The organism is Acidovorax sp. FG60 (genome assembly GCF_057808995.1).
In genome coordinates, this window is sequence record NZ_JBMDJC010000028.1 from 34,772 (window position 1) to 59,699 (window position 24,928).

18 protein-coding genes are annotated in these 24,928 nt (G+C 64.3%); 9 read left to right on the forward strand and 9 right to left on the reverse strand.

The features are described from left to right. Positions 1 to 163: 163 nt before the first annotated feature. The 6 genes from ACODS0_RS25675 to ACODS0_RS25700 all read left to right on the forward strand — a co-directional run bounded on the left by ACODS0_RS25675 (position 164) and on the right by ACODS0_RS25700 (position 8,717). Positions 164 to 2,299, forward strand: coding sequence for a TonB-dependent siderophore receptor (locus tag ACODS0_RS25675; protein ID WP_488837988.1), 2,136 nt, complete (start codon positions 164 to 166; stop codon positions 2,297 to 2,299). Positions 2,300 to 2,424: 125 nt separating this feature from the next. After that, positions 2,425 to 4,629 (forward strand): TonB-dependent siderophore receptor, encoded by a 2,205-nt coding sequence (locus tag ACODS0_RS25680; protein ID WP_488837990.1) that lies wholly within the window; start codon positions 2,425 to 2,427, stop codon positions 4,627 to 4,629. A gap of 179 nt (positions 4,630 to 4,808) precedes the next feature. Beyond that, on the forward strand, positions 4,809 to 5,645 hold the full coding sequence (locus tag ACODS0_RS25685) for a glycosyltransferase family 2 protein (RefSeq protein ID WP_176886518.1): 837 nt from the start codon (positions 4,809 to 4,811) through the stop codon (positions 5,643 to 5,645). After that, positions 5,642 to 6,058, forward strand: coding sequence for a sugar 3,4-ketoisomerase (locus ACODS0_RS25690; protein ID WP_488837992.1), 417 nt, complete (start codon positions 5,642 to 5,644; stop codon positions 6,056 to 6,058). The genes ACODS0_RS25685 and ACODS0_RS25690 overlap by 4 nt, the downstream gene beginning before the upstream one ends. Positions 6,059 to 6,063: 5 nt before the next feature. Further along, positions 6,064 to 7,272: an NAD(P)/FAD-dependent oxidoreductase gene (locus ACODS0_RS25695; RefSeq protein WP_488837994.1), complete on the forward strand. Its 1,209-nt coding sequence runs from the start codon at positions 6,064 to 6,066 to the stop codon at positions 7,270 to 7,272. 479 nt (positions 7,273 to 7,751) lie between these two features. Continuing rightward, positions 7,752 to 8,717 carry a porin gene (locus ACODS0_RS25700; protein WP_055399553.1) on the forward strand — a complete coding sequence of 322 codons (966 nt, stop codon included), beginning with the start codon at positions 7,752 to 7,754 and terminating at the stop codon, positions 8,715 to 8,717. Positions 8,718 to 8,837: 120 nt separating this feature from the next. On the opposite strand, the gene ACODS0_RS25705 is transcribed toward ACODS0_RS25700, so the two are convergent. From ACODS0_RS25705 to ACODS0_RS25720, 4 genes are all read right to left on the reverse strand, one after another. Next, positions 8,838 to 9,182: a PepSY domain-containing protein gene (locus ACODS0_RS25705; protein WP_487260672.1), complete on the reverse strand. Its 345-nt coding sequence runs from the start codon at positions 9,180 to 9,182 to the stop codon at positions 8,838 to 8,840. A gap of 211 nt (positions 9,183 to 9,393) precedes the next feature. After that, on the reverse strand, positions 9,394 to 10,077 hold the full coding sequence (locus ACODS0_RS25710) for a GNAT family N-acetyltransferase (protein WP_431149827.1): 684 nt from the start codon (positions 10,075 to 10,077) through the stop codon (positions 9,394 to 9,396). Next, positions 10,074 to 10,622 (reverse strand): MarR family winged helix-turn-helix transcriptional regulator, encoded by a 549-nt coding sequence (locus ACODS0_RS25715; protein WP_487260673.1) that lies wholly within the window; start codon positions 10,620 to 10,622, stop codon positions 10,074 to 10,076. Before ACODS0_RS25715 ends, ACODS0_RS25710 begins: the two co-directional genes overlap by 4 nt. Before the next feature lie 232 nt (positions 10,623 to 10,854). Next, the gene (locus ACODS0_RS25720) at positions 10,855 to 12,291 is read right to left on the reverse strand and encodes an NAD-dependent succinate-semialdehyde dehydrogenase (protein ID WP_431149830.1); all 1,437 of its coding nucleotides are present in this window, start codon (positions 12,289 to 12,291) and stop codon (positions 10,855 to 10,857) included. Positions 12,292 to 12,379: 88 nt separating this feature from the next. On the opposite strand from ACODS0_RS25720, the gene ACODS0_RS25725 reads away from it, so the two are divergent. Further along, positions 12,380 to 13,552 carry a pyridoxal phosphate-dependent aminotransferase gene (locus ACODS0_RS25725; protein WP_121505853.1) on the forward strand — a complete coding sequence of 391 codons (1,173 nt, stop codon included), beginning with the start codon at positions 12,380 to 12,382 and terminating at the stop codon, positions 13,550 to 13,552. 994 nt (positions 13,553 to 14,546) lie between these two features. Here the strand turns inward: ACODS0_RS25725 and ACODS0_RS25730 are convergent. The 4 genes from ACODS0_RS25730 to ACODS0_RS25745 all read right to left on the reverse strand — a co-directional run bounded on the left by ACODS0_RS25730 (position 14,547) and on the right by ACODS0_RS25745 (position 22,039). After that, complete coding sequence (locus ACODS0_RS25730) at positions 14,547 to 16,046, reverse strand: efflux transporter outer membrane subunit (RefSeq protein WP_488837998.1); 1,500 nt, start codon at positions 16,044 to 16,046, stop codon at positions 14,547 to 14,549. A gap of 100 nt (positions 16,047 to 16,146) precedes the next feature. Next, complete coding sequence (locus ACODS0_RS25735) at positions 16,147 to 19,380, reverse strand: efflux RND transporter permease subunit (protein WP_488838000.1); 3,234 nt, start codon at positions 19,378 to 19,380, stop codon at positions 16,147 to 16,149. Positions 19,381 to 19,406: 26 nt separating this feature from the next. Further along, positions 19,407 to 20,660 carry an efflux RND transporter periplasmic adaptor subunit gene (locus tag ACODS0_RS25740; protein WP_488838002.1) on the reverse strand — a complete coding sequence of 418 codons (1,254 nt, stop codon included), beginning with the start codon at positions 20,658 to 20,660 and terminating at the stop codon, positions 19,407 to 19,409. A 500-nt stretch (positions 20,661 to 21,160) separates the two neighbouring features. Next, the gene (locus ACODS0_RS25745) at positions 21,161 to 22,039 is read right to left on the reverse strand and encodes an alpha/beta hydrolase (RefSeq protein WP_176886528.1); all 879 of its coding nucleotides are present in this window, start codon (positions 22,037 to 22,039) and stop codon (positions 21,161 to 21,163) included. A gap of 176 nt (positions 22,040 to 22,215) precedes the next feature. Here ACODS0_RS25745 and ACODS0_RS25750 point away from each other — a divergent pair, with 176 nt between their 5' ends. Then, complete coding sequence (locus ACODS0_RS25750) at positions 22,216 to 23,133, forward strand: LysR family transcriptional regulator (RefSeq protein WP_055400927.1); 918 nt, start codon at positions 22,216 to 22,218, stop codon at positions 23,131 to 23,133. Between the two features lie 43 nt (positions 23,134 to 23,176). Beyond that, a complete protein-coding gene (locus tag ACODS0_RS25755; protein WP_228899459.1) occupies positions 23,177 to 23,509 on the forward strand; it encodes a VF530 family protein in 333 nt (110 codons plus the stop codon). A gap of 463 nt (positions 23,510 to 23,972) precedes the next feature. Here ACODS0_RS25755 and ACODS0_RS25760 read toward each other — a convergent pair. Further along, on the reverse strand, positions 23,973 to 24,928 hold a 956-nt coding region (locus tag ACODS0_RS25760; protein ID WP_488838005.1), incomplete at its 5' end, for an alpha-E domain-containing protein.

A 24,928-nucleotide genomic window follows, 5' to 3' on the forward strand; every position in this document is an offset into this window, starting at 1 on the left:
GCCCCGGCTGCCGCCACCGCCGATTTGCTAGCCGCACAAACCACCGCCCTCTCGGGGCGCGTGGTACTGCCTTGGCACGCTCGGGCGGCTGGCATTCATATCACTAAAAATGGGCTGTAGCGCTTTACGTAAAAGCGCCGACAGCTATTACTTCGATAGCGCCATGATTCACCCCAATCTCTTGCGCACCGCGGTGGCGCAAGCCGCACTGCTGGCTGTGTGCGGCACCGCGTTCGCGCAGAACAGCACAGCACCCGCACCTATACCCTCCGACGCTCCAGCAGCCGCCCCCTCCTTGCGCCAGGTCGATGTCATCGACTCCACGGCAGGCGAAGCCGCCACGCCCGCACGGCGCGCGCAAAGCAGCTCGCGCCTGGGCCTGTCGGTGCTGGAGACGCCGCGCTCGGTCAGCGTGATCGACAACGCGTTGCTGGAGCAGCAAATGGCCACCACCGAGCGCGATGTGCTGCGCAATGCCTCGGGCGTGTCGTCGCGCAGCGAGTACTACGGCTCGTACTCGCAGTTCTCCATCCGGGGGCTGTGGGCCAACAACACCTACAACTTCCTGCGCGACGGCGCCAAGTTCATCCACCTGCTGGACCCACCGCTGTTCAACATCGAGCGGGTGGAAGTCATCAAGGGCCCGGCCGCGCTGGAGTTTGGCCAGGTCGCACCGGGCGGCCTCGTCAACTACGTGAGCAAGCGCCCCCAGGCCGACCCACTGCGCACCGTGAAGATCGGCGCAGGCAGCCATGGCTGGCGCAGTGCCGAGTTTGACCTGACCGGCCCGCTCAACACCGACGGCACGCTGCGCTACCGCCTGGACGGTGGCGCCAGCCGGGGCGGCAGCTTTGTGGATGGCAACACCCCGCGCAAGCAAGGCATTGCAGGCAGCCTGGAGTGGCAGATCACGCCCGACACCGTCTGGCGCGCGCAGGCCGAGACCCAAAGCATCGACGGCACTTCGACCTCCGGTTTGGCCGTGCCCGACCCCAAGAATCCACGCAGCGCGGATGTGCTGCCGGTGGGCGCGTTCTACGGCGAGCCCTGGTTGAAAACCGATGGCCATCTGCGCTTTTATTCCACCGAGCTGCAGCACCGCTTTTCGGACCAGGTGGAAGGCCGCGTGCACCTGTCGCGCAACGAGACCTTTCGCAACGTGAACATCGTGTCGCCCATGGGCCCGGTGACCAACGGCCGCGTGGCGCGCGGCTACTGGATGGCGCCGGGGCAAAAATACACGTCGGACACGGCTCTGGCCGAACTGCGCGCGCAGCTGCAGACCGGCGCGGTCAAGCACACGGTGCTGGCGGGCCTGGACTGGCGCGCCATTGCGGGCTTCTATGGCGCGCGCACCACAGGCAACCTGGGCGCTATCGACCTCTACAACCCCGTTGCAGGCCTGGTGCCACCCGTGGCCTCCACGGGCGTGGGCAAGCTCTCCTCCGACGCCCGCAACACCGGTGTGTTTGTGCAAGACCGCATGGTGCTGGGCGATTTCGGCCTGTTGCTGGGCCTGCGCCACGACCGCTTCAAAGACGCCTACACCACGCCCGTCACCGACGTGACCAAGACACAGCCGAGCGCGGCGATCAGCTGGGAGCCTCGCCCGGGCACCATGCTCTACGCGAGCCATGCGCGCTCGTTCCAGGCCAACTCGGGCACGCTGGTGTGGGGGGCGCAATCGGCCCCGCCCTCGGAGGGAAAGCAGCTGGAGGTGGGCTGGAAACAGGAATGGCTGGACCAGCGCCTGATGACCACCGTGTCGGCCTTTGACCTGGAGCTGACCAACGCCCCCGCCACCGACCCGGCGCGCCCCGGCTACTCGGTGCTCACCGCGCGCCAGCGCATCAGGGGCATCGAGCTGGAGCTGCAGGGCCGCATCACGCCCGGCTGGACGGTGACGGCCAACACCAGCTTCCACGACCCCAAGGTGCTGGCCGACACCACGGCCGGTGCCAACGTGGGCAACCGCGTCGAGCGGGCCACGCGCCGCAACGCATCGCTGTGGACACAGTACCGCCTGCCGCAACTGCCCGGCCTGTGGGTGGGTGGTGGCCTGGTGCACCAGGGCGACAAGTTCACGGCCAACGACAACAAGTGGCGCCTGCCAGGCTACACCGTGGTCGACCTGGCCGTGGGCTACCAGTTTGCAGGCGGCGTGCGGCTGCAGGCCAACCTGAAGAACGCGGGCAATCGCCGCTACTACATCGACGGCACCACCACCGCCGCCGGTTTTGGCGCCGTGGTGCCCGGCACGCCACGCAGCCTTCAGGTGTCGCTGGACTACACGTTCTGAAGACCAGCGCCAAGGCTGCGCCTGTCCCATCGCCAGCCCCGAAAGCCAAGCGCTCCTGGCACTCCACGCGCCGTGCCTGGCCTTCGGGCCCGCCCCCTTTTTTCAACCATCGGAGAAACAGCACCATGCAATCTGGCATCACCGTTTGCCGCACCGCCATCGCGCACGCGGCCCTGCTCGCCCTGTGCGGCGCCGCCCATGCGCAGCAGGCCACCCCCACAGCCACCACCGCCCCCACCGCCCCCACCGCTCCCACGGCGCCCGCTGCAGAGAAAGCCCTGGCCCCCGTCACCGTGAGTGCGGGCGCCGAGCAGGAAAGCCCCACCGCGCCGGTCACCGGCTTTGTGGCCAAACGCGCCCTGAGCGCCACCAAAACCGACACGCCCCTCATCGAAACCCCGCAGGCCATCAGCGTGATCACCCGCGACCAGATGGAGGCCCAGGGCGTGCAGACGCTGCGCCAGGTGACGGCGTACACGGCAGGCGCCGTGTCCAACTATTTCGACAGCCGCCAGGACACCTTCAAGGCGCGCGGCGGTGACGTGACGCAGTACCTCGATGGCATGGTGCGCTTCATCGGCTACTGGAACGACACCCGGCCCGACCCCTACACGCTGGAGCGTGTCGAGTTCCTGCGCGGCCCCTCGTCGGTGCTGTATGGCCAGGGCAGCGTGGGCGGTGTGCTCAACCTCACCAGCAAGCGCCCGCAAGCCGAAACGCAGCGCGAAGTGCAAGTGCAGCTGGGCAGCAACGCACGCAAGCAGCTCGCCGCCGACATGACCGGCAAGCTCACGCAGGATGGCGAATGGCTCTACCGCCTGGTGGCCGTGGGCCGCGACAGCGACACGCAGGTGGACCATGTGCGCGACGACCGCTTAGTGATCGCCCCCACCGTCACCTGGAAGCCCAGCGCCGCCACCTCGCTCACGCTGCAGCTCACGCACCAGAAGGACAAGAGCGGTTCGCTCATCGGCTTCTTCCCCTGGCAGGGCACGCAGCTGCCCAACCGCTACGGGCAGATCCCGACCAACACCTTCATCAGCGAACCCGGCTGGGACCGCTACAACTCCGAAAGCACCTCCTGGGGCTACCTGTTCAGCCACCAGATCGACAGCGCCTGGACTGTGCGCCAGAACCTGCGCCGCAGTGTGAGCGACGTGGACTACCGCACGCTGTACACCAGCTTTGCCGCCAATGCCGCACTGGGCCGCCCCGCGCGCCCCGTGTTCAACGCCGACAACCGCACCGTGCTGCGCGACGCCTCGTGGACGCTGGGCAACGCGCGCATGCTGCTGGTAGATACGCAGGTCGAAGGCAAGCTGCGCTGGGGTGAAACCGAGCACACCGTGCTGGGTGGCCTCGATGTGCAGCGCAACCATTGGGGCCAGCAAAGCTGGCGCGCCGTGGCACCGGCCATCGATGTGTACAACCCCGTGTACGGCAACTTCACGGCGCCATCGGCATCGGCCCTGGCACGCGTGCCCAGCGTCGAGCAGCGCCAGCTGGGCTTCTACGCCCAGGACCAGATCAAGTGGGGCCGTTGGACCGCCACGCTGGGCCTGCGCCACGACAACGCCAAGAGCGACACCGAAGGCCGACCCGCCGCTGCAGCCGACGACAAGGCCTGGAGCAAACGCGCGGGCGTCACCTACCAGATGGATGGTGGATGGGCACCGTATGCGGGCTACTCCGAGTCCTTCCAGCCGCTGGGCGGCGCCAATGCCTACGGCACCCCCTTCAAGCCCCAGCGCGGCGAGCAGTGGGAGGCCGGTGTGAAATGGCAGCCGCCTGGCCAGGGCATCAACGCCTTCGCCGCCGTCTACCAGCTGCGCGAAAAGAACCGCAAGACCACCGACCCGGGCAACCCGCTCAACAGCCTTCAGATCGGCGAGGTCAAGGTCAAAGGTTTTGAGGCCGAAGTGCAGGCCAGCCTGGCGCGCAACTGGGACTTCACGGTCGGCTACGCCTTTACCGACGCCAAGATCAGCCGCAGCAACACCGGCGACCAGGGCCAGCCCGTTGCCAGCACCCCGCGCCACACCGCATCCGCCTGGTTGAGCCACCGCTTCGCCAGCGAAGGCCGTGGTGGCTGGACGGTGGGCGCGGGCGTGCGCTACACCGGCTCGCAGTGGAGCGGCACCAGCGCCATCAGCACCCCGGCCGCCACGCTGGCCGACGCCATGGTGGCGTATGACGCCGGCGACTGGCGCGTGGCCTTCAACGTGGTGAACCTGGCGGACAAGGTGCACATCACGCAGTGCCTGGCGCGAGGGGATTGTTTCTATGGGCAGGCGCGGACGTACACGCTGACTTCGACGTACCGGTTCTGACGACTGGAAGGGGCGCCCCAAGCGCACTGAGAGTACGCCGTGGGGTGCCCCAACTTAGCCCCCACTCTGCCTCGGCATTCATGCACACAGCAGGCGTGAAGTGGAGGTGGGCGGGTTACCGCACCGCCCACCTGTTCAGTCCCACTACACTGGGCGTTGGCGTTCACTTCACCCAACCCATGCAACCCCATTCAAAGCCCTCCAAAGTGGCCGCGCTGGTTCCGGCGTGGCAGTCTTCGGCGTTCATTCAAGCAACCCTCGACTCTCTCTCAGCCCAGACTTACCCACACCTGGAAGTCATCGTCTCTGTCGATGAGTGCAATGATTCGACCTATGAGATTTGCATCGCCCATGCTCAGAAAGATGCTCGTTTTAGAGTAATCCGCCAATCGCAGCGGCTAGGGTATGTGGGCAACTGCAACTTTTTGCTCAATCAGGCCGAAGCTGATTACGTACTTTTTGCATTTCATGATGACATCCTGAACCCTGACTACATCACGCTGCTGGCAGAAGTGCTTGACGCACGGCCAGAGGTCGTCATGAGTTATTCGGACGTTCACCTCACAAACACCAATGGAACGGAAGAACACTGGGTATTCACCGAACTTGAAGGCGTTCGTGACCCGGTTCAGCGGGGTGTTCTCATGATGAGTGGAAAAAATAAATGGTGGGTGCCCAACCGAGGGTTATTCCGCCTTGGTCAAGCTCGGCAAATCAACGGCCTCAAAACCCACCACGCGGGAGAATTTTCGGCAGACTGGCCATGGCTGTTCCATATGAGCCTTTTGGGAGAATTCGCCCGAGTTCCCAAAACCCTGTGCTACAAGTATTACAAGCCTGGAAGCTTGTCGAGAAGCTGGCAGTTTTCCAAGCACCAGATCTATGAAGTTTACGCGGCCATAATGCGCGAAATATGGATTTCCGGCCTTACCACTGAGCAAAAGCTCACGCTTGCCAGTCCCTTGGCAAGATGGCTCTACCACAATAATCCTGATCGACTCGGCGAGGGCAAGTGATAAATACCGCCGACCCGGCATCCTGTTCGAGCTGGTTTGGAGGGCGAGCTTGCCTGGTTGATCTCCCCATTCATTCAGACGAGCGTGGCAACCTGCTACCGCTCGACTTCGACCGCCTTCCGTTCATGCCACGCCGCGTATTCACCGTAACAGGCGTCCCCGCCGGCTCCATCCGGGGGGAGCATGGCCACCGCAGTGGGGAACAACTGCTCGTTTGCCTGCAAGGGAAAATCGACCTCTTGCTCAGAAAGGGGTACGAAGATGCCACTACGGCGCTCACCCCAGCGGGGCCAGGCCTACTTTTGGGCGCAGGCGTGTGGTGCCGCCAGACTTACCTCGTTTCGAATTCCGTACTATTGGTATTGGCCAGCGAACCGTATGATCCAGAGTCATATATGTCCACCTGGAACTGATATAAATGCGAAAGACTCCCCGAATTGCCATCCTTGGCGCCGGAATCATGGGCTGTTCGACTGCGATATTTCTGGCCCGCAAAGGAATCGAAGTATCTGTCTTCGATATGGCAGAGCAACCATTCAGCGCAGCGAGCCGATGGAATGAAGGGAAAATCCACTTAGGCTGCCTCTACAGCGCAGATCCGTCCCTGAGCACTGCGGACCGTGTCATTCCCGGCGGGCTCAAATTTCGCCCCTTGATCGAGGAATTGGTCGGCACATCCCTCGCTCCAGCGATCACTTCCGAAGATGATCTGTACCTGTGTCACCGCAAATCCGTGACATCTGCAGCAGAAATGAAGACGTACATGGAGAAGGTCGTCGAGCGTGTACGCAATCACCCAGATGCGGCGCAATACTTGGCAGATGCGTCTGGCAGTCGGGTTCACCCGCTGAGCACTTCTGAACTGGCTGGATTGACCTCATCGACAGAGATTGTTGCGGGCTTTCGGACTCCTGAGAGATCCGTTGACACCAATTGGGTGGCTGAACGATTCATACCTGCGATGGATGCAGAAGCATCGATCCAGCAGTTTATGAAAACCCGCATCACGGCGGTGCGCCCCGCAAAAGATGGAATCGACGGCAAGTGGGAAATTGAAACTTCCGAAGGCATCTTTGGACCATTCGACTACGTCATCAACTCGCTGTGGCAAGGCCGATTGGCCATAGACCGGACTGCTGGGCTGGAGCCCACGGGAGTTTGGTCACACAGATACCGCCAGTCACTGTTCTTGCGCACCAAAGAACCGGTTCATACGCCTTGTGTGGTCATTGCCACCGGCCCCTTCGGAGACATCAAAAATTACAATGGGCGGGATTTCTATCTCTCCTGGTATTCCGATGGCTTGCGCGTGGACAGCTCCGATATTTCACCACCGGAGCCTCATTTGACTGCCCAGAACTTGGAGAACTTGCCAAACTCCATTTTCGACCATCTCCAATCCTTGTTACCGTGGGTAGCGCAAATTCGCGAGCAAGCGGAGCGCTCCACCATTCAAGGCGGATGGGTCTTTGCTGTCGGGCAAGGTGTGCTTTCGGACCGAGATTCCACATTGCACTCCCGGTCGGAATATGGCATTCAAAGACTCGGAAACTATATATCCGTCGACACCGGCAAATACTCAACAGCACCCGCCATGGCCCGCGCCCTGGTAGAAGCGATTATCTAGCCGCCTCAAAAATATCGCTCCTGATGGGCACCATATCCATCCGAGCATTTGATTGGGCCCGAAGTCTCTGAAGCCTGTTACGACTTGATCGTCGGAGCTGCACGCGACCAGGCCTAAACCACCTACCCGCCGCGTGCTGAGCCTGCGGCCACAGAGCCCCGTGCGCCGCATCGGTGCTCGCCCGGACGGGCCTGCACCATCGGCATCGACGAAGCGCCCGAGAGCCCAGCCGGGGCGCTGCAGGAAAAATGTTCCACTTTGTTGCACAGCACCAACACCCCCACGGGTAAAAGGTGTTTACCCCTGTGGCGGACATACAAATAGGCCATTAGCATCCCCCTCCGTTGCAAAGTGCAACGATCACATCACCACAGGCATCAAACTTGCTTGTAGCGACGGCCCGAAAGCATCACCCCTGTGCGTTTTTGGCCGGTGATTATTTGTCATCAAACAAAATTTGATTTAAGGAAACCTTGCTAATGAAAACGATTAACCGCTGCGCCCTCGCCGCGCTGGCCCTGGTGGGTACGTCTGCTGCCTTTGCACAGAGCAGCGTCACCCTGTACGGCCGGGTCAACACCACGTTCGAGCACCAAAAAGAAGGCAATGTGTCCAAGACCGGCCTGTTCAACAACTCCTCCCGCTTCGGCTTCAAGGGCCAGGAAGACCTGGGCGGCGGTTTGATGGCAGGCTTCCAGCTGGAAAGCGGCTTTGACTCCAGCACCGGCGCCACAAGCTCCACCTTCTTCGGCCGCCAGAGCGAAGTGAACCTTGCCGGTGGCTTCGGCATGCTGCGTCTGGGCAACTTCACTTCGGAGTCCTACTACGCCACCGCTGACTTCATCAGCAACCACAACCACGACACCGGTTCGTCGTCGGATGCGCTGTACGCCTACCCTGCCCGCGACGCAAACAAGATCGCCTATCGCGCCCCCAGCCTGGGCGGCGCCACGTTCGAAGCCGGCTGGGCCATGCATGAGCAAGCCAGCGGCACCGGCGGCAAGAACAGCCTCGACCTGGCTGCCAACTACGAGATCGGCAAGCTGGGCCTGGGCGCCGGTTACTCCAAGCTGGACGACCAGAACCAGTTCGCGGTGCGTGCTTCGTACTCGACCGGCCCCTTCGTGGTGGGCGCCTACGTGCAGCGCGACAAGAACGTGTTCTTCGCCAACGGCGGCAACCGCACCAACGTGCGCCTGTCGGGTGCCTACATCATGGGCGTGTCGGAATTCCATCTGAACGTGGGCCGTGCCGGCAAGTACTCCAACGTGGCCGACAGCGCCGCCACCCAGTACACCGTGGGCTACAACTACAACCTGAGCAAGCGCACCAAGATCTACACGTACTACACCCGCATCAACAACAACCACAACGCCAGCTACGGCGTGGCCACTGCGGGCAACGACTTCAGCTCCTTCGCGATGGGTGTGCGCCACAACTTCTGATGGCCTGATCCCGCTGCTGCCCTAACTGGTGGGAGGGCAGACATACAGCTATTTACCCCCGCACTTCTTCGGAGTGCGGGGTTTTTTTACGCTACAGCATCCAGCTTTTTTGCAGCGGTTTTATTTGGCAATATTCTGCCGCACGAGTTTCGACGTTACGGGGTCGAAATAGGCCTCGACCATATTGCCACTCTTGAATCCGTATATTTCGTAGCAACTGCCATTGGCGATTTTGAATGTGGCGATTTTGTAGCCACGAAACTCCGCCAGCAGGCGCATTTCCGCCTCAGGCAACCACTGACTTCGCGGCTCCCGCGTACACACATCTTCAGTGCGCTCACGGCTGAAACTGGTTGGCCCCGCCGACTGGACGGGCGGCTTGTCGGCCTCCGCCGCAAGCGCGGACACAGCCAAGGCCAAGGCCCCCACCGCACTCGCAGCGGCGCTTCTCACAGCATGGTTCATCGACAGGCCTCCAATGGAATGATGGTTCCATGCTAGCCATGCCAGATTAATTTTTGCTTAACTCAATTGATCCTGCAAAAAGTATCAATGGTGCGGTGCATTTTATTTTCACTCTTCAGAATTTCATTGTCTCAAGTCCGCTTAGCCCCTTGAGATGGTCAGCATAAAATGCGGCGGTCTGGGATGGCGTGTCCTCAGCCGGTCTACTGCCTTATTTTCCCAAGACAGCCACCTGCACCTCCGTGCGGATTTCAAACCCCAGGCTTTCGTACAAGGCAATGGCGGCTTCATTCGTGGTCCAGGCATGCAAAAAGGGCTGGTCCCCCCGCTGTTGAATGGCGTGGGCCACCACGGATGAAAGCCGGCGGGCATAACCGCGCCCTCGAAACTCGGGGTGGACACACACGCCGCTCACTTCGGTGCCGCCTTCAAAACGCATGCGTTCACCCGCCATGGCCACCAGCACACCTTCGGACCGGATGCCCACAAAGCGGCCCATGGTGTGGGTGCGCGCAAGGAACGGACCGGGTTCGGTCAACTGCGCCAGGGCCAGCATGGCGGCAGCATCGGCATCACCCAGCACGACGACGGCCTCCGCGCCGGGCTCGGCTGCGATAGCCCGCCCGGCCACCATCTGCACGCCCTCGGCGCGGCGAAGGGCCTGCAGCCCCTTGGGCACCGGCATGGGCTGCGCTTGCAGCACGAAGACCGATTCCCCCTCGGCCATCAGACCGGCCAGCGCGGCAAGGCTGGCGTCATCGGCGTCATCCCGGGCCGAAGCAAACAGGTTGACGTCCCGCCGGTAGCGCTTGGCCAGGTCGCCACCTTCTGCCAGGCCGGGAGTGGAGGTCAGCGATGCCCAGACGGGCCGGTCGAAGGGGTTGGTGGTGGTCATCGTGCTGTTTCCTTTCCTGGGGCACGGGGAGTTTTCTTGCGACGGCCTGTGGCGTGCTCTACGGCGATGGTGACAGCCGAGCGCTGCAGCAGCGAGGTGCGCGCGAGCCCCGCCTCCAGCGCCTCCAACTGGTCCAGCAAGGGGCCTTCAAGCGACGCACACACCTGGGCTACGGAGGCTTCCAGCACGGGCCAGACATCGCGTTGCGCCCGCTGCACAAGTGCCTGGCCTTGCGAGCTGAGCGCCACGCGGCGCACACGCCGGTCACCCTCCACCGCCTCCGACTGCACCAGCCCGCTGTCTTCCAGCCCTTTCAAGGAGCGCGTGACCACCGGCTGGCTGACGCCGACGGCCTGGCTCAGCTCGCCCACCCCCAGCGCACCATGCCAATCCAGCGCCGCCAACAGCGGGAAGTGCGCTGCAGGCATGTCGATGCCGTGCTGGGTCAACAGTGCCTGCGTTTGCGCCTGCAGCGCCTCGCCAATACGCTTGAAGCGGGTGCCGAGGGTGAGGAATCCGAGTTCCTTGACGACATCTTGGATCATGTTTTTTCCTTAGATATATATCATGATATGTATTTGACAGGCCACGTCAATCGATTTCTTCGCGGCTGCCCTGGCACTGCTTGCCAGACTGGTTCAGCGCGCAAAAACAAAAGCCTGCGGACGATCTCGCAGGAAGGCTCCTGAAAGATCGCGCGCAGGCTTTGACTTGGCCACACCCGCAGCCGGGCTGCGCGCGACAGTCCAGCCGCGCCAGCTCTCCGGCGTTTCGTCCTTACACGTTCATGATCGAGACCAGGCGCGTGTTCAGGTGCGCCTCGATGGCCTCGGGGCCGCCTTCCGAGCCATAGCCCGAATCTTTCAACCCGCCAAACGGCAGCTCGGCTGCGGGCGCGGCGGCCTGGTTGATCCACAACATGCCCACTTCCAGGCGCTGCGCCAACAGGTGCGCGTTCTTCAGCGACGAAGTGAAGGCATAACCGGCCAGGCCAAACGGCAGGCGATTGGCTTCGGCAATGGCGTCTTCAATCTTCTCGAACCCGCGAATCGCGGCCACGGGGCCAAAGGGCTCTTCGTTCACGATGCGGGCCGACAGGGGCACGTCGTTCAGCACCGTGGGCTGGAAGAAGTTACCTTCGGTGCCGATGCGCTCGCCACCCGTCACCAGCGTGGCGCCCTGCTGCACGGCGTCGGCCATCAGGTCGGCCATCGCTGTGATGCGGCGGGGGTTGGCCAGCGGGCCCATCTGCGTGCCGGCCGTGAGACCATCGCCCACCTTCAGGCCCTGCGCGTACTTGGCGAAGGCAGCCACGAAATCGGCACGGATGCTCTCGTGCACCAGATAGCGGGTGGGCGAGATGCAGACCTGGCCTGCGTTGCGGAACTTGGCCCCGCTGCCGATCTTGATGGCCAGTTCGAGGTCGGCGTCTTCGGCCACGATGACCGGGGCGTGGCCGCCCAGTTCCATCGTCACGCGCTTCATGTGCTTGCCGGCCAGCGCGGCCAGTTGCTTGCCCACGGGCGTGGAGCCGGTGAAGGTGACCTTGCGGATGATGGGGTGCGGGATGAGGTAGCTGGAGATTTCAGCGGGGTCGCCGTATACCAGGCCCACGGTGCCTGCGGGCACGCCGGCATCGGCAAACGCGCGGATCAGCTCGGCGGGGCTGGCGGGGGTTTCCTCAGGCGCCTTCACCAGAATCGAGCAGCCTGCACCCAGCGCGGCGGCCAACTTGCGCACCACCTGGTTGATGGGGAAGTTCCAGGGCGTGAACGCGGCCACGGGGCCCACCGGGTCCTTCAGCACCATCTGCGTGGCCTTGAGGTTGCGCGAGGGCACGATGCGGCCATACACACGCAGCGATTCGTCGGCAAACCATTCGATGATGTCGGCAGACGCCATGGTCTCGACCTTGGCCTCCGCCAGGGGCTTGCCCTGCTCTTGCACCATGATGGCGGCAATGGCCTCGGCGCGCTCGCGCATCAGGGCCGCTGCGCGGCGCATGGTCTTGGCGCGCTCGGCGGCAGGCATGTCGCGCCAAGCTTCAAAACCCTTTTGTGCGGCGTCCAGCGCGCGGTCCAGATCGACCTTGGTGGCATGGGCCACGCGGCCGATTTCCTTGCCCGTGGCGGGGTTGAACACGGCAAGGGTCTTGCCTTCAGCGGCGTCTTGCCACTGGCCTGCGATGAAGAGCTGGGTGTTGGGATAGGTCATGAGCGTTGGTTGGTCAGCCAAGGTGGTGAAAAAATCAAAAAAACGACTATACGCCTGCGATGATGGCTGTGTATTTCAAGGAGATTGCATGCGAGAAGTAGTCCAAAGCCTCGAAGAGTCGCGCATCCGCGAAGTGGCCAACGAAGGCCTGGGGCGCAGCGATGTGCTGAAGTTCTGGTTCGGCGAGAGCGACGAGGTGACGCCCGATTTCATCCGCGACGCGGCCATTGCCTCACTGCAAAAGGGCGAGACCTTTTACGCCCACAACCTGGGTCTGCCCGAACTGCGCCACGCGATTGCGGGCTACATGCACGGTCTGCACCCGCAGCAGCATACCGATGCGTGGTTTGACCGCATCGCAGTGACATCCGGCGGCGTGAACGGCCTGATGGTGGCCGTGCAGGCCCTGGTGGACGCGGGCGACGAAGTGGTGCTGGTGACGCCCGTGTGGCCCAACCTGGTGGCGCAGCCGCGCATTCTGGGGGCGCAGGTGCACACCGTGCCGCTGGTGGCCGACGTGCACGGCGCATGGCGCCTGGACATGGACGCGCTGCTGGCCGCCATCACGCCCGGCACGCGCCTGCTGGTCGTCAACGCCCCCAACAACCCCACGGGCTGGACACTGACGCGCGAGGAGCAAGCCACCATCCTGGCGCATTGCCGTCGCACGGGCACGTGGATCCTGGCAGACGAGGTGTACGAGCGGCTGTACTACGCAGGCGACACGGCCAACGGCGCCGCACCCAGCTTTCTGGACGTGGCCGAGCCCGAGGACCGCCTAGTGGTGACGCACAGTTTTTCCAAGAGTTTTTTGATGACCGGCTGGCGCCTGGGGTGGCTGGTGTTGCCGCCATCGCTGACGCATGCCGTTGGCAAACTGATCGAGTTCAACACCTCGTGCGCGCCGGTGTTTGTGCAGCGCGGGGCCACGGTGGCGCTGCAGCGCACGGAGGAGGTGACGCCTGCGCTGGTGGCGCATCTGAAGAGCTGCCGGGACACGCTGGTGCCGCTGCTGGCCGATGTGCCGGGGGTGTCGGTGGCCACGCCGCGTGGGGGCATGTATGCGTTCTTCCGCATCGACGGTTACGACGACTGCCTGACGCTGGCCAAGCTGCTGGTGCGGGAGGCGGGGTTGGGGTTGGCGCCGGGCAGTGCGTTCGGGGGCGAGGCACAGGGGTGGTTGCGGTGGTGTTTTGCGAGCCGGGATGTGGGGAGGTTGGGGGAAGGGGTGGGGAGGTTGAGGGGGTGGTTGAAGGGGTGATGGAAAGGGATTTTTGAACGATTTTGGCTGCTGGCGCTTTTGGAATAAGCGCTAGCAGCTATTGTTTTTATAGTTATTGGGGCTCTCCTTCCCGTTCGCGCTGAGCTTGTCGGAGCCGGTGGAAGCTCGTTCTCTAGTTTGGGCGGCGTGCTTGGGTTGAGGGCAGAGGCCGGGATGTCGCCCCGGCGGGCGAGTCCCTTTCTTTCGCGTCGCCGAAAGAAAGGAACCAAAGAAAGGGCGACCCTACTGTCTGCGACCCCTTCGCTGCGCTGCGGGGCAACCTGGGGTGCTCGGTCACGGGGTGCACCGCAGAACTCGCTGCGCGCCTGCGGCGCTCCGCTCGGACAACTGCGGTGAGTCAGTTCACGAAGCATGCGCGCTCCGACGCGCATGCCACCCCGCGCCCTGCGCGCCCCAGGCGCATCCAGAAGGGAACCCGCGAATCGGACATCCATCCGGGCCATCGCTTTGCTCGGCCCAATCTCGCGGGCGCAAGCGCCACGCGCTGCGAAAGCTGGGCCGAGCGCAGCGATGGCCCGTGTGGCTGTTCGGCTGTTGGATGTTCGGTTGTCCACCCCTGCTGGCTGCGCCTGCGGCGGGGCGGTTGTGGGGTGGCACGCGCGTCGGAGCGCGCGTGCTTCGTGAACTGAATCGCCGTGGTTGTCCGAGCGGCGCTGCGCAGCAGCAAAGCGAGTTCCACGGCGCACCCCGCAACCGCCCCGACGCAGGTTTGCCCCGTAGCGAAGCGCAGGGGTCGCAGACTGGGGGTCGCCTTTCTTTGGCTTACTTTTCTTTGGCGAAGCAAAGAAAAGTGAGTCGCCCGCCGGGGCGACAACCCGGCCTCCGCCCTCAACCCCAGCATGCTTTTCAAACCAGCACGCCCCAGCTTCGACAAGCTCAGACCGAACGGCCCAAGTCAACCCCAGTAGCTACAAAAATAATAGCAACCTCCGCTTGATAGATAAGCGCCAGCAGCCAAAATCACTCAAAAAACCTACTGCGACACCTGCGCCACCTTCACAGCAGGCTGATCCCCCCACCCGCCTCCGAGCGCCCGAATCAACCCCACCGTCGCCACATACTGCGCCGTCCGCACCTGCAACTCCTGCCGCCGATTGCGCAATTCGCTGCGCCGCGCGTCCAGCAACTCCAGCTGGCTCACCAAGCCGTTGCGATACCGCACATCCGACAACTGTGTTGCGCGCCGCGCGGCAGTCACTGCCCGCCCCTGCGCCTCAGCCTGGCCGGAGAGCAAACGCAGCGAGGTCAGCTGATCCTCCACGTCACGAAACGCGTTGAGCACCTGCCCCCGATGGTCCGCTAGCGCAGCCTCCAGACGCGCCTTGGCGCCCTCGATCTGTGCATCGCGCTGGCCGCCGTCAAAGATCGGCAGCGACAGCAGCGCACTCACACCCCAGGCACGGGCCGACCACTTGAACAGGTCACCCAGCTCTGGCGACGCATGCCCCGCATTGCCGGTGAGCGTGACGGCCGGGAACCACGCCTTTTGCGCCACGCCCACGCGCGCTTGCGCGGCCAGCACGGCAGTTTGCGCGGCAGACACATCGGGCCGGCGCGCCAGCACCGTCCCAGGCACGCCGGGCGGGATCACCGGCAACGCGGCGTCGCCCGTCGCGGGCGGCAGCACAAAACCACTGGCCACCTCGCCGGCCAGCACGGCCAGCGCGTTGGTCAGCAGGGCCTGCTGGCGCTGCAAGGCCAGGGCATCGGACTCGGTGGCCGCCACCTCGGTCTGTACACGGGCCACGTCCAGCTCGGCCACATCGCCGGCCTGCAGGCGGCGCTGCGTCAGGCGCAGGGTGTCCTGGTACGCGGCCAGGCTCTCTTGCACCAGCACCTGCTCGGCTTGTACCGCCCGCAGCTGCAGGTACGTTTGCGCCACGTCAGCCTGCACCATGAGGCGCGTGCTCTGCAGCAAGGCCTCGCGCGTGTCGGCGTCCAAGCGCGCGGCGTCGCTGGTTTGCGAGAGGCGGCCGAACAGGTCCAGCTCGTACGATGCGTTGAGCCCCGCCGTGCCAAGCGTGGATGGCACCACGCTGCCCGTGCTGTTGGCACCGGCCTGGCGCGCAACGCCCGCCGAGGCGCCCACTTGCACCGAGCGCGCGGCGTCAGCAGAACGCAGCAGCGTGCGCGCTTCGGCCAGCCGCGCGGCGGCCTGCTGGATGCTGGTGTTGGCCTGGCCCGCGCGCTGCACCAGATCGGCCAGCACCGGGTCTTGAAAGCCGAGCCACCACTCGCCGCGCGGCTGCGCTTCGGCGGGGGCAGCGACTGTCCAGGGCGCCGCGGGCAGTGCGTCGCCGCCTGCCGTGAAACTGGTGGGCACGGGCACACCCGCATGCGGCGCGGGGGCCACGGGCTGGGTCATGCAACCGGCCAGCACCAGGGCGGCGGCCAGGGGCGCCAGCAGGCTGCGCTTGCGCACGCCAAAGACAGCACCCTCGGTGGAGTTTTTCTTCAAAAGCAATTCGGTCATGGTTGTTCTCCTGCCCCAGTCGTTACGCCCGGTGCATTCGGCAGCGCGGAGCACGTGGCGAGGGCCACAAAGATTTTTCTTGTCACCGTTTTCAAAAGCATCATTCGTGCTCCTTGCGCGGCGCTGCCAGCACCGGGTGGGCAATGCCGCCGCTGCCCGGGGTGTGCGAGATGGGCGCCACATGCGTGCCATGCTCCACCAGCGGGCGGTTGCCTGCCAGCTTGCGCAGCAGCACGTAGAACACGGGCGTAAGGAACAGGCCGAAGGCCGTCACCCCAATCATTCCGGAGAACACCGCCACACCCATGGCGCTGCGCATTTCGGCGCCGGCACCGGTGGACAGCACCAGGGGCAGCACACCCATGACGAAGGCCAGCGAGGTCATCAGGATAGGACGCAAGCGCAGACGGCTGGCTTCGATGGCGGCCTGCACGGGGGTGCGCCCGGCAAACTCCAGTTCGCGCGCAAACTCCACGATCAGGATCGCGTTCTTCGCTGACAGCCCCACCAGCACGATGAGCCCGATCTGCGTGAACACGTTGTTGTCGCCGTTGCTCAGCCACACGCCGGTCATGGCCGCCAGGATGCCCATGGGCACGATCAGGATGATGGCAATCGGCAAGGTGAGGCTTTCGTACTGCGCGGCCAGCACCAGGAACACCAGCAGGATGGCCAGAGGGAACACCAGCACGGCAGAATTGCCCGCCAGGATTTCCTGGTAGGTCAGCTCGGTCCACTCGAAGGTGATGCCCTGGGGCAGCGTCTCAGCCGCGATGCGCTCGATGGCGGCCTGCGCCTGGCCCGATGAATAACCGAGTGCAGGGCCGCCGTTCACATCAGCAGCCAGGTAGCCGTTGTAGCGCATGGCACGTTCGGGGCCGAAGCTCGGCTCCATCTTCATCAGCGCCGACAGGGGCACCATCTCGCCGGTGCTGGAACGCACCTTGAGCAGGCCCACATCCTCAGCCCGCGCGCGGTAGGCCGCATCGGCCTGCACGCGCACGCTGTAGGTGCGGCCAAACTGGTTGAAGTCGTTGGCGTAGAGGCTGCCCAGGTAGATCTGCAGCGTGTCGAAGATGTCCGTCACGGGCACGCCGAGCTGGCGTGCCTTGGTGCGGTCGATGTTGGCGTACAGCTGCGGCACGTTGACCTGCCAGCTGGTGAACAACCCCGCCAGCTCGGGCGTCTGGTAGGCCTTGGCCATGAAAGCCTTCACCGCGCCGTCCATGGCTTCGTAGCCCAGCGAGGCACGGTCTTCGATCTGCAGCTTGAAGCCGCCCGTGGTGCCCAGGCCCGCCACCGGGGGTGGCGGGAACATGGCGATGAACGCGTCCTGGATGCTGCCAAAGGCCTGGTTCAGCTGGCCTGCCACCGCGCCGCCGCTCTGGTCGGCGCGGGTGCGCTCGGCAAAGGGCTTGAGCGTGGCGAACACGATGCCGGCGTTGGAGCTGTTGGTGAACCCATTGATCGACAGACCCGGGAAGGCGATCGCGTCTTCGACGTTCGGGTTCTCCTTCATGATCTCGCCCATGCGGCGGATCACGTTCTCGGTGCGGTCCAGCGTGGCGCCGTCAGGCAGCTGGGCAAAGCCGATGAGGTACTGCTTGTCCTGCGCGGGCACAAAGCCGCCGGGCACGATCTTGAACAGACCCATGGTGGCACCCACCAGCGCGAGATAGATCACAAACATCAGCACCTTGCGGCCGATGACGCGTTTGACACCGCCGCTGTACGCCTCGGAGCCACGGTGGAACAGGCGGTTGAAGCCCCGGAACAGGCCGCCGAAGACTTTGTCCATACCGCGCGTGAGCGCGTCCTTGGGCTCGTTGTGGCCCTTGAGCAGCAGTGCTGACAGGGCGGGCGACAGCGTCAGCGAGTTGATCGCCGAGATCACCGTGGAGATCGCGATGGTCACCGCGAACTGCTTGTAGAACTGGCCTGTGAGGCCACTGATGAAGGCCAGCGGCACGAACACTGCCACCAGCACCAGCGCAATCGCGATGATGGGGCCGGACACTTCACGCATGGCGCGGTAGGTGGCCTCGCGCGGGGTCAATCCCGCCTCGATGTTGCGCTCCACGTTCTCCACCACCACGATGGCATCGTCCACCACAATGCCGATGGCCAGCACCAGGCCGAACAGGCTCAAGGCATTGATCGAGAAGCCCAGCAGGTGCAGCACCGCAAACGTACCCACCACCGACACCGGCACAGCCAGCAGCGGGATGATGGACGCGCGCCAGGTCTGCAGGAACAGGATCACCACCAGCACCACGAGGGCGATGGCTTCGAGCAGCGTGTGGATCACGGACTTGATCGAGGCACGCACAAACTGCGTGGGGTCGTACGCAATGCGGTACTCCACACCTTCGGGCATGTTCTTCTGGATCTCGTCCATGGTGGCGCGCACGTTCGACGAGATGTCGAGCGCGTTGGAGCCCGGCGCCTGGAACACGCCCATGCCCACGGCCGGGTCGTTGTTGAGCAGCGAACGCAGCGAGTAGTCGGCCGCGCCCAGCTCCAGGCGGGCGATGTCGCGCAGGCGTGTCACCGCACCATCCGCACCGGTCTTGACGATGATGTCGCCGAACTCTTCTTCGGTCTGCAGACGGCCCTGGGCGTTGATGGACAGCTGCAGGTCCACGCCGGGCAGTCCGGGCGATGCACCCACCACCCCGGCAGCGGCCTGCACGTTCTGGCCGCGGATGGCGGTCACCACGTCGCTGGCCGACAGGCCGCGCTGCGCGACCTTTTGCGGGTCGAGCCAGACACGCATGGAGTAGTCGCCGCCGCCGAAGATCTGCACCTGGCCCACGCCGCCGATGCGGGCGAGGCGGTCCTTCACATTGAGCACCGCGTAGTTGCGCAGGTAGTCGATGTCGTAGCGGTTGTTGGGCGAGACCAGATGGACCACCATGGTCAGGTCCGGCGCGCTCTTGACGGTGGTGACGCCCAGGCGGCGCACTTCCTCGGGCAGGCGCGGCTCGGCCTGCGAGACGCGGTTCTGCACCAGCTGCTGGGCCTTGTCGGGGTCGGTGCCGAGGGCAAACGTCACCGTGAGCGTCATCACGCCGTCGGTGGTGGCCTGGCTGCCCATGTAGAGCATGCCTTCCACGCCGTTGATGGACTCCTCCAGCGGCGTGGCCACGGTCTCGGCGATCACCTTGGGGTTGGCGCCGGGGTACTGTGCGCGCACCACCACGGAGGGCGGCGCGACTTCAGGGTATTCGGAGATGGGCAGACCGCGCAATGCGATGAGCCCCCCGAGGAAGATGAGCACCGACAGCACCCCGGCAAAGATGGGGCGGTCGATGAAAAAGCGGGACAGGTTCATGGGTGCAAATTCCTGGTGTCCAGCGCTCAGGCGGCTGGCGACTTGACGGCGTTCTTGGCTTCCTTGCGATCACCCGCAATCTCGGCCTTGGCGGTCATGGGTACAGGCTGGGGTGCGACCACGGCGCCGGGGCGTACGCGTTGCAGGCCGTTGACGACGATGTTCTCGCCCGCCTTCAGGCCCGAGGTGACCACGCGCAGGCCGTCAACCGGCGCGCCCAGGGTGACCTCGCGGTACTCGGCCTTGTTGCCCTCGCCCACCACCATCACGAACTTCTTGTTCTGATCGGTGCCCACGGCACGTTCGTTGATGAGCAGCGCCTGCGTGTTGCGGGCCTGGCCCATGCGGACGCGGGCAAACTGACCGGGGATGAGCGAGCCGTCTTCGTTGTCGAACACGGCGCGCACGCGCACGGTGCCGCTCTTGGCATCGACCTGGTTGTCGATGAGCTGCAGGCGACCGACGTGCGGCGTGCCGCCCGTGGTGCCCGTGCCCATCTGTACAGGGATGCGCTCGATGAGCTGGCGGGCGCTATTGCCGCGCTGGCCGCTTTGCAGATCGGCCAGGGCCTTCACCACGATCTGCTCGTCGGTGTCGAAGCTCGCGTAGATGGGGCTCACGGACACCAGCGTGGTCAGCACGGGGGCGCCCGCGCCGGCCGCCACCAGGTTGCCCACGGTGACTTCGATGCGGCCCACACGGCCCGCCACCGGGGCGCGCACCTGGGTGTAGCCCAGATTCAGCTTCGCGGTCTGCAGCGCGGCCTGGGCGGCGCGCAGGTTGGCATCGGCTTCGCGCTGGGCGTTCAGGCGCTCATCGTGCTCGCGCTGGGCGATGGCTTTTTCTTCGAGCAGGCGCGTGGCGCGCTCCAGTTCGCTGCGGGTGTACGACACGCGTGCCTGTGCAGCCACCACCTGGGCTTCGGCGCGGTCCACTTCGGCGGCGTAAGGGGCGGGGTCCACCGTCACGAGCAGCTCGCCCTGCTTGACCAGCGAGCCTTCGCGAAAGTGCACGGCCTGCACGGCGCCCGAGACGCGCGGGCGCACGTCCACGCGCTGCACGGCTTCGAGGCGGCCGGAGAACTCGTCCCACAGGGCGATGTCTTTTTGGAGCACGGCCGCCACCGACACCGGCATGGCCGGGGGCGCAGCAGGGGTGCCATCGGCCTGGGCGGCGGGCGCCTGGAACACAAGGATGATGGCGGCCACGGTGGCCGTCACAGCAGTGGCAAGGGTGGCCAGGCCCAGCGGGCGGCTCTTGGAGAGAGGATTGGAGTTCATGGTCGTTTCAATCGTTAAGGCCGCCCTTGTGGAGCGAGCCAGTGGAGGTTTTCTGCCGCGCCCCGGTAGGTGGCGTTGTGCCGACAAGAATCAAAAAAGGTGTCACAACCGTGGGCAGATGGGCAGTCTCGGCAATGACACCGTGGCAAAGTCAAGGCCCCGGCAGCACACCGCCGGGACACTGAGAACCGACGTCAGAAGACGCGGCAACACTGTGTGTTGTGACAGCCGTGGCTGCAGACAGGCAAGTCGCCCAACGGGTTGTTCATGGTGTGATTTCCTCCGTATGTATCGTTGACATCAATGGCACCTGCCCGCCGTCTGCGCCCTGATGGGCCCGGCGTGCAGAAATACGTGGGCAAAGCTTCTCCCTCCGGCACGTGCGGGCCAGAAAAATCAGCGTTGATAACCAGGTGGTTGGCGGTAAGGCCGCAGTATCAAACCTCAACCAAAGTTGAGGTCAATGACTTTCTGGAGACAGCCTTGCCGGGTTCAGGGTCTCAGGAAGGCACCGGACATCGGGTGGCTTCAAAGAACAGGCGGAACTGTTCCTGCGCACCGGTTGCGCAAGGGCATTCGTGGGGGCCGGTTTGCAGCAAGGCATCGGGCCACTGCGCCGTTTTCGAGAAAACATGGCGGGTCACCTGCAGGCCCGCCGCCTCCAGCCGGGCGGCATAGGCCAGTGCCTCATCGTGCATGGGGTCGGTGTCGCCCACCAGCACCAGCGTAGGCGGCAAGCCGGCCAGACGGTGTGCTGCGGCAGGCACCGCATAGGGGTGCTCGGCATCGCGCGGGCAACGCAGAAAATTGCGCCAGCCTTCGGCCCATTTGCAGCCAGTGGCATTGCCCGTGGCTTCGCGCAGCGAGGCTGTGCCCACACACGGGTCCAGCATGGGCGAGAGCAGGATCTGCCCGGCCAGCGGCGGGTGCGACTGGTCGCGCGCCATCAGCCCCACAGCCGCAGCCAGATTGCCGCCCGCTTCTTCACCCGCCAGGTAGACCAGTGCACCTTGCCCGCCGAGCTTGGTGCGGTTGCGGTGCACCCACTTGAGCACGTCATAGCCCGTGTCCACCGGCTGCGGGAACGGGGTGAGCGGGTACGCCACCGACACCACAACGGCCCCCACACCTTCCAGCAGCGAGGCCACGGTGCAGCCGTTGTCCAGCCCCCCCGAGGTAAATGCGCCTCCATGAAAATGCACCACCACCGGCGACGCCTGGCCCGTCTTCTTGCGCCCATACATGCGCACGGCCACATCCTGCCCCTTGGTCACTTCAATAGTGGAGTCGGAGCACACGGAGGCGGCCTTGCCCCCTTCGGTGGGTTTGGCAACGGGTGGCAATGTGGAAGATAGCGAGGACGGCTGGTCGGGCTGCATGGCATGTACCCATTGGATTGACGATGGATGAAATGTAGTGGCTCGGGCCTTTCAGATAAACAGGTCAAACACCACCGCACTGTTTCCAAAAGCTCAACAATCAAATGACAGTGCCCGTGTGAGAATTCCGCAGCACCCACTGGTGGGTGCTGACGTTCCAGATTCAAGGAGAAGCCATGGACCAAATACAGGCCATGCGCATATTCGTGCGGGTGGTGGAGGCCGGCACGTTTACCCGGGCAGCGGATTCGCTATCGCTGCCCAAAGCCACCGTGACCAAGCATGTGCAGGCGCTGGAGGAGCGTCTGCGCGTAAAGCTGCTCAACCGCACCACGCGGCGCGTGACAGTGACGCCCGACGGCGCCGCCTACTACGACCGCACCGTCCGGCTGCTGACCGACCTGGATGACATTGAGGCCAGCATGACCAATGCACGCGCCAATCCGCGCGGTCGCCTGCGCATCGATGTCGGCACGTCGGTGGCACAGCTGCTCATCATTCCGAACCTGGCAGAGTTTCATGCGCGGTACCCGGACATCCAGGTGGACCTGGGGGTGAGCGACCGCATCGTGGACCTGATCGGAGACAACGTGGACTGCGTGATTCGCGGTGGCGAGCTCAGCGACCAGTCGCTGGTGGCGCGGCGGGTGGGCAACCTGGAGTTCATCACGGTGGCATCGCCCGACTATCTGGCGCGCAAGGGCACGCCCACCCATCCGCTGGAGATTGAGGAAAAACACGCCAGCGTGATCTATTTTTCTCCGCAAAGCGGCCGGCACTACCCGCTGGAGTTCGTCAAGGGCTCCGAATCCATCGACATCACGGGTCCCTACCAGTTGAGCGTGAATGAAGCCAATGCCTATGTGACGTCCGTGCTGGCGGGGCTGGGTATCGGGCAGATCACCAGCTACCAGGCGCAACAACACCTGCAAAATGGCGCCCTGGTGCGGCTGATGCCCGAGTGGACCCAGCCGCCACTGCCTGTGTACGTGGTGTATCCACCCAACCGCCACCTGAGCGCCAAGGTGCGTGCGTTTGTGGACTGGGCGGCCGAGCTGTTTCAGCGCGAGACCCACCTGCAACGCACGCAGTGAAGGCATTCCACAAAGGCGGGCAGGGGCCTTTATGCTTGGGCCCATGAACGCTACCGAGTCCACCCCCACCCCTGACGCGCGCACCACCGAGGGCGGCCACACCGCGCAAGCTGCTGAGCCCACACCTCCAGCAGCTTCTGCCAAACAGCCCCGCAACCCCCTGCACGGCGTAACGCTGGAAGCCATGGTAGTGGGCCTGGCAGACTATTTTGGCTGGGACGAGCTGGGCCGACAGATCCCCATCCGCTGCTTTCAGATCGACCCCAGCGTGGGCTCCAGCCTCAAGTTTTTGCGCAAAACCCCCTGGGCACGTGAGAAGGTCGAGAGCCTTTACCTCTTCATGCTGCGCGACCAGCGGCGCAACGCGCAAGAATGACTGGCAATGCGCGCTACCACGCCCCAAACATCGCCAACCCCAAATGCGTATTCGGCACGGCTGAGCGCACGGTATCGCAATTTTCTGTTACCCCTGCTAACGCTGGGCGTCATCGGTGGTTTCAATGCTTTGCTGGCGGCTCGGTCTGGAAGGGGTGATGCGGGATGGTGGCCTGTGGCCTGGCTGGCCACCATGTTCTTGGGGGTTTTCTTCAGTGCAGCCTTCATGGCCATGGCGGGTCGCCGCAAGCTGCCGGTGGCCTACGGCATCGCTCTGGGTGCGACTGCAGGTCTGGGGCTTACGACCTATGGGTTTCTGCAGACGAGCCTGCACGCCTCTTGGGGTGCAGTGATGCCCGACTGGCTGCGTGGCGCGCAGGCAAGAGCCTGGTTGGGCTCTCCCTGGGCACCACTCCTTCCCTACGCAGCGGGGCTGGCCTTGCATGGCGCCGCCATGCTGGTTTTCAATCGCCGGACGTCACCAGAAAATCGCGGCTGATGCCGCCACCCAGGTCGTTGACCCGGTCCAGGAACTGCGTGAGGAACGCGTGCAGCCCGGTCGCCAGGATCTCGTCGATGCGACCGTACTGCAGGTCGGCCAGCAAGCGCCCTGCCCTGCGGCTGGTTTCGGCGGACTGCCCATTGGCCAGCACGGCCAGGTTGTCCACCACCTCGCGCAGGCAGGCGTGCAGCGATCGGGGCATATCGCGGCTCAGGATCAGCAGGTCGGCCACGCGCCCCGGCGTGATCACATCGCGGTAGACCTTGCGGTACACCTCGAACGCCGACACGCTGCGCAAGATGGCGCTCCAGTGGTAGAAGTCGCTTTCCTGGTTGCGGTCGCTGGGGCGGCCAAAAAAGTCATTCTTCACGGCGTGGAACTTCACATCCAGCAGGCGCGCGGTGTTGTCCGCGCGCTCCAGGAAGGTGCCCATGCGCAAAAAGTGAAACGCCTCGTCCTGCAGCATGGTGCCCAGCACCACACCGCGCGACAGGTGCGAGCGGTACTTCACCCATTCAAAGAACTGGCCTGGGTCGCGCTCAAAGGCGCCACCCTCCAGCTGGCGGTGCAGCTCCAGCCAGGTCTGGTTCTGCGTTTCCCACACCTCGGTGGTCAACGCACCGCGCACGGCCCGCGCGTTCTCGCGCGCGGCACGCAGGCACGACAGGATGGACGACGGGTTGTTGCCATCGTGCACCATGAACTCCAGCACGTTGGCGGGCGTCACTTCGCCATGCTTGGCGGTGTAGGCAGGAATCAGCTCGCTGATGGACAGCAGGCCCTCCCTGCCTTTCTGCGCCACATCGGCAGCCTGGGGCAACAGGGAGGTCTCGTAGCTCACATTGAGCATTCTGGCTGTGTTCTCAGCCCGCTCGGTGTAGCGGGACATCCAGAACAGATGGTCGGCGGTGCGGCTCA

Bases quoted from the DNA above. Each gene is read 5' to 3' on its own strand.
- ACODS0_RS25745 (WP_176886528.1), bottom strand. From the start codon at position 22,039: ATGCAGCCCGACCAGCCGTCCTCGCTATCTTCCACATTGCCACCCGTT.
- ACODS0_RS25755 (WP_228899459.1), top strand. From the start codon at position 23,177: ATGAACGCTACCGAGTCCACCCCCACCCCTGACGCGCGCACCACCGAG.
- ACODS0_RS25705 (WP_487260672.1), bottom strand. From the start codon at position 9,182: ATGAACCATGCTGTGAGAAGCGCCGCTGCGAGTGCGGTGGGGGCCTTG.
- ACODS0_RS25715 (WP_487260673.1), bottom strand. From the start codon at position 10,622: ATGATCCAAGATGTCGTCAAGGAACTCGGATTCCTCACCCTCGGCACC.
- ACODS0_RS25710 (WP_431149827.1), bottom strand. From the start codon at position 10,077: ATGACCACCACCAACCCCTTCGACCGGCCCGTCTGGGCATCGCTGACC.
- ACODS0_RS25695 (WP_488837994.1), top strand. From the start codon at position 6,064: ATGCGAAAGACTCCCCGAATTGCCATCCTTGGCGCCGGAATCATGGGC.
- ACODS0_RS25685 (WP_176886518.1), top strand. From the start codon at position 4,809: ATGCAACCCCATTCAAAGCCCTCCAAAGTGGCCGCGCTGGTTCCGGCG.
- ACODS0_RS25750 (WP_055400927.1), top strand. From the start codon at position 22,216: ATGGACCAAATACAGGCCATGCGCATATTCGTGCGGGTGGTGGAGGCC.
- ACODS0_RS25680 (WP_488837990.1), top strand. From the start codon at position 2,425: ATGCAATCTGGCATCACCGTTTGCCGCACCGCCATCGCGCACGCGGCC.
- ACODS0_RS25700 (WP_055399553.1), top strand. From the start codon at position 7,752: ATGAAAACGATTAACCGCTGCGCCCTCGCCGCGCTGGCCCTGGTGGGT.
- ACODS0_RS25725 (WP_121505853.1), top strand. From the start codon at position 12,380: ATGCGAGAAGTAGTCCAAAGCCTCGAAGAGTCGCGCATCCGCGAAGTG.
- ACODS0_RS25675 (WP_488837988.1), top strand. From the start codon at position 164: ATGATTCACCCCAATCTCTTGCGCACCGCGGTGGCGCAAGCCGCACTG.
- ACODS0_RS25730 (WP_488837998.1), bottom strand. From the start codon at position 16,046: ATGACCGAATTGCTTTTGAAGAAAAACTCCACCGAGGGTGCTGTCTTT.
- ACODS0_RS25735 (WP_488838000.1), bottom strand. From the start codon at position 19,380: ATGAACCTGTCCCGCTTTTTCATCGACCGCCCCATCTTTGCCGGGGTG.
- ACODS0_RS25740 (WP_488838002.1), bottom strand. From the start codon at position 20,660: ATGAACTCCAATCCTCTCTCCAAGAGCCGCCCGCTGGGCCTGGCCACC.
- ACODS0_RS25720 (WP_431149830.1), bottom strand. From the start codon at position 12,291: ATGACCTATCCCAACACCCAGCTCTTCATCGCAGGCCAGTGGCAAGAC.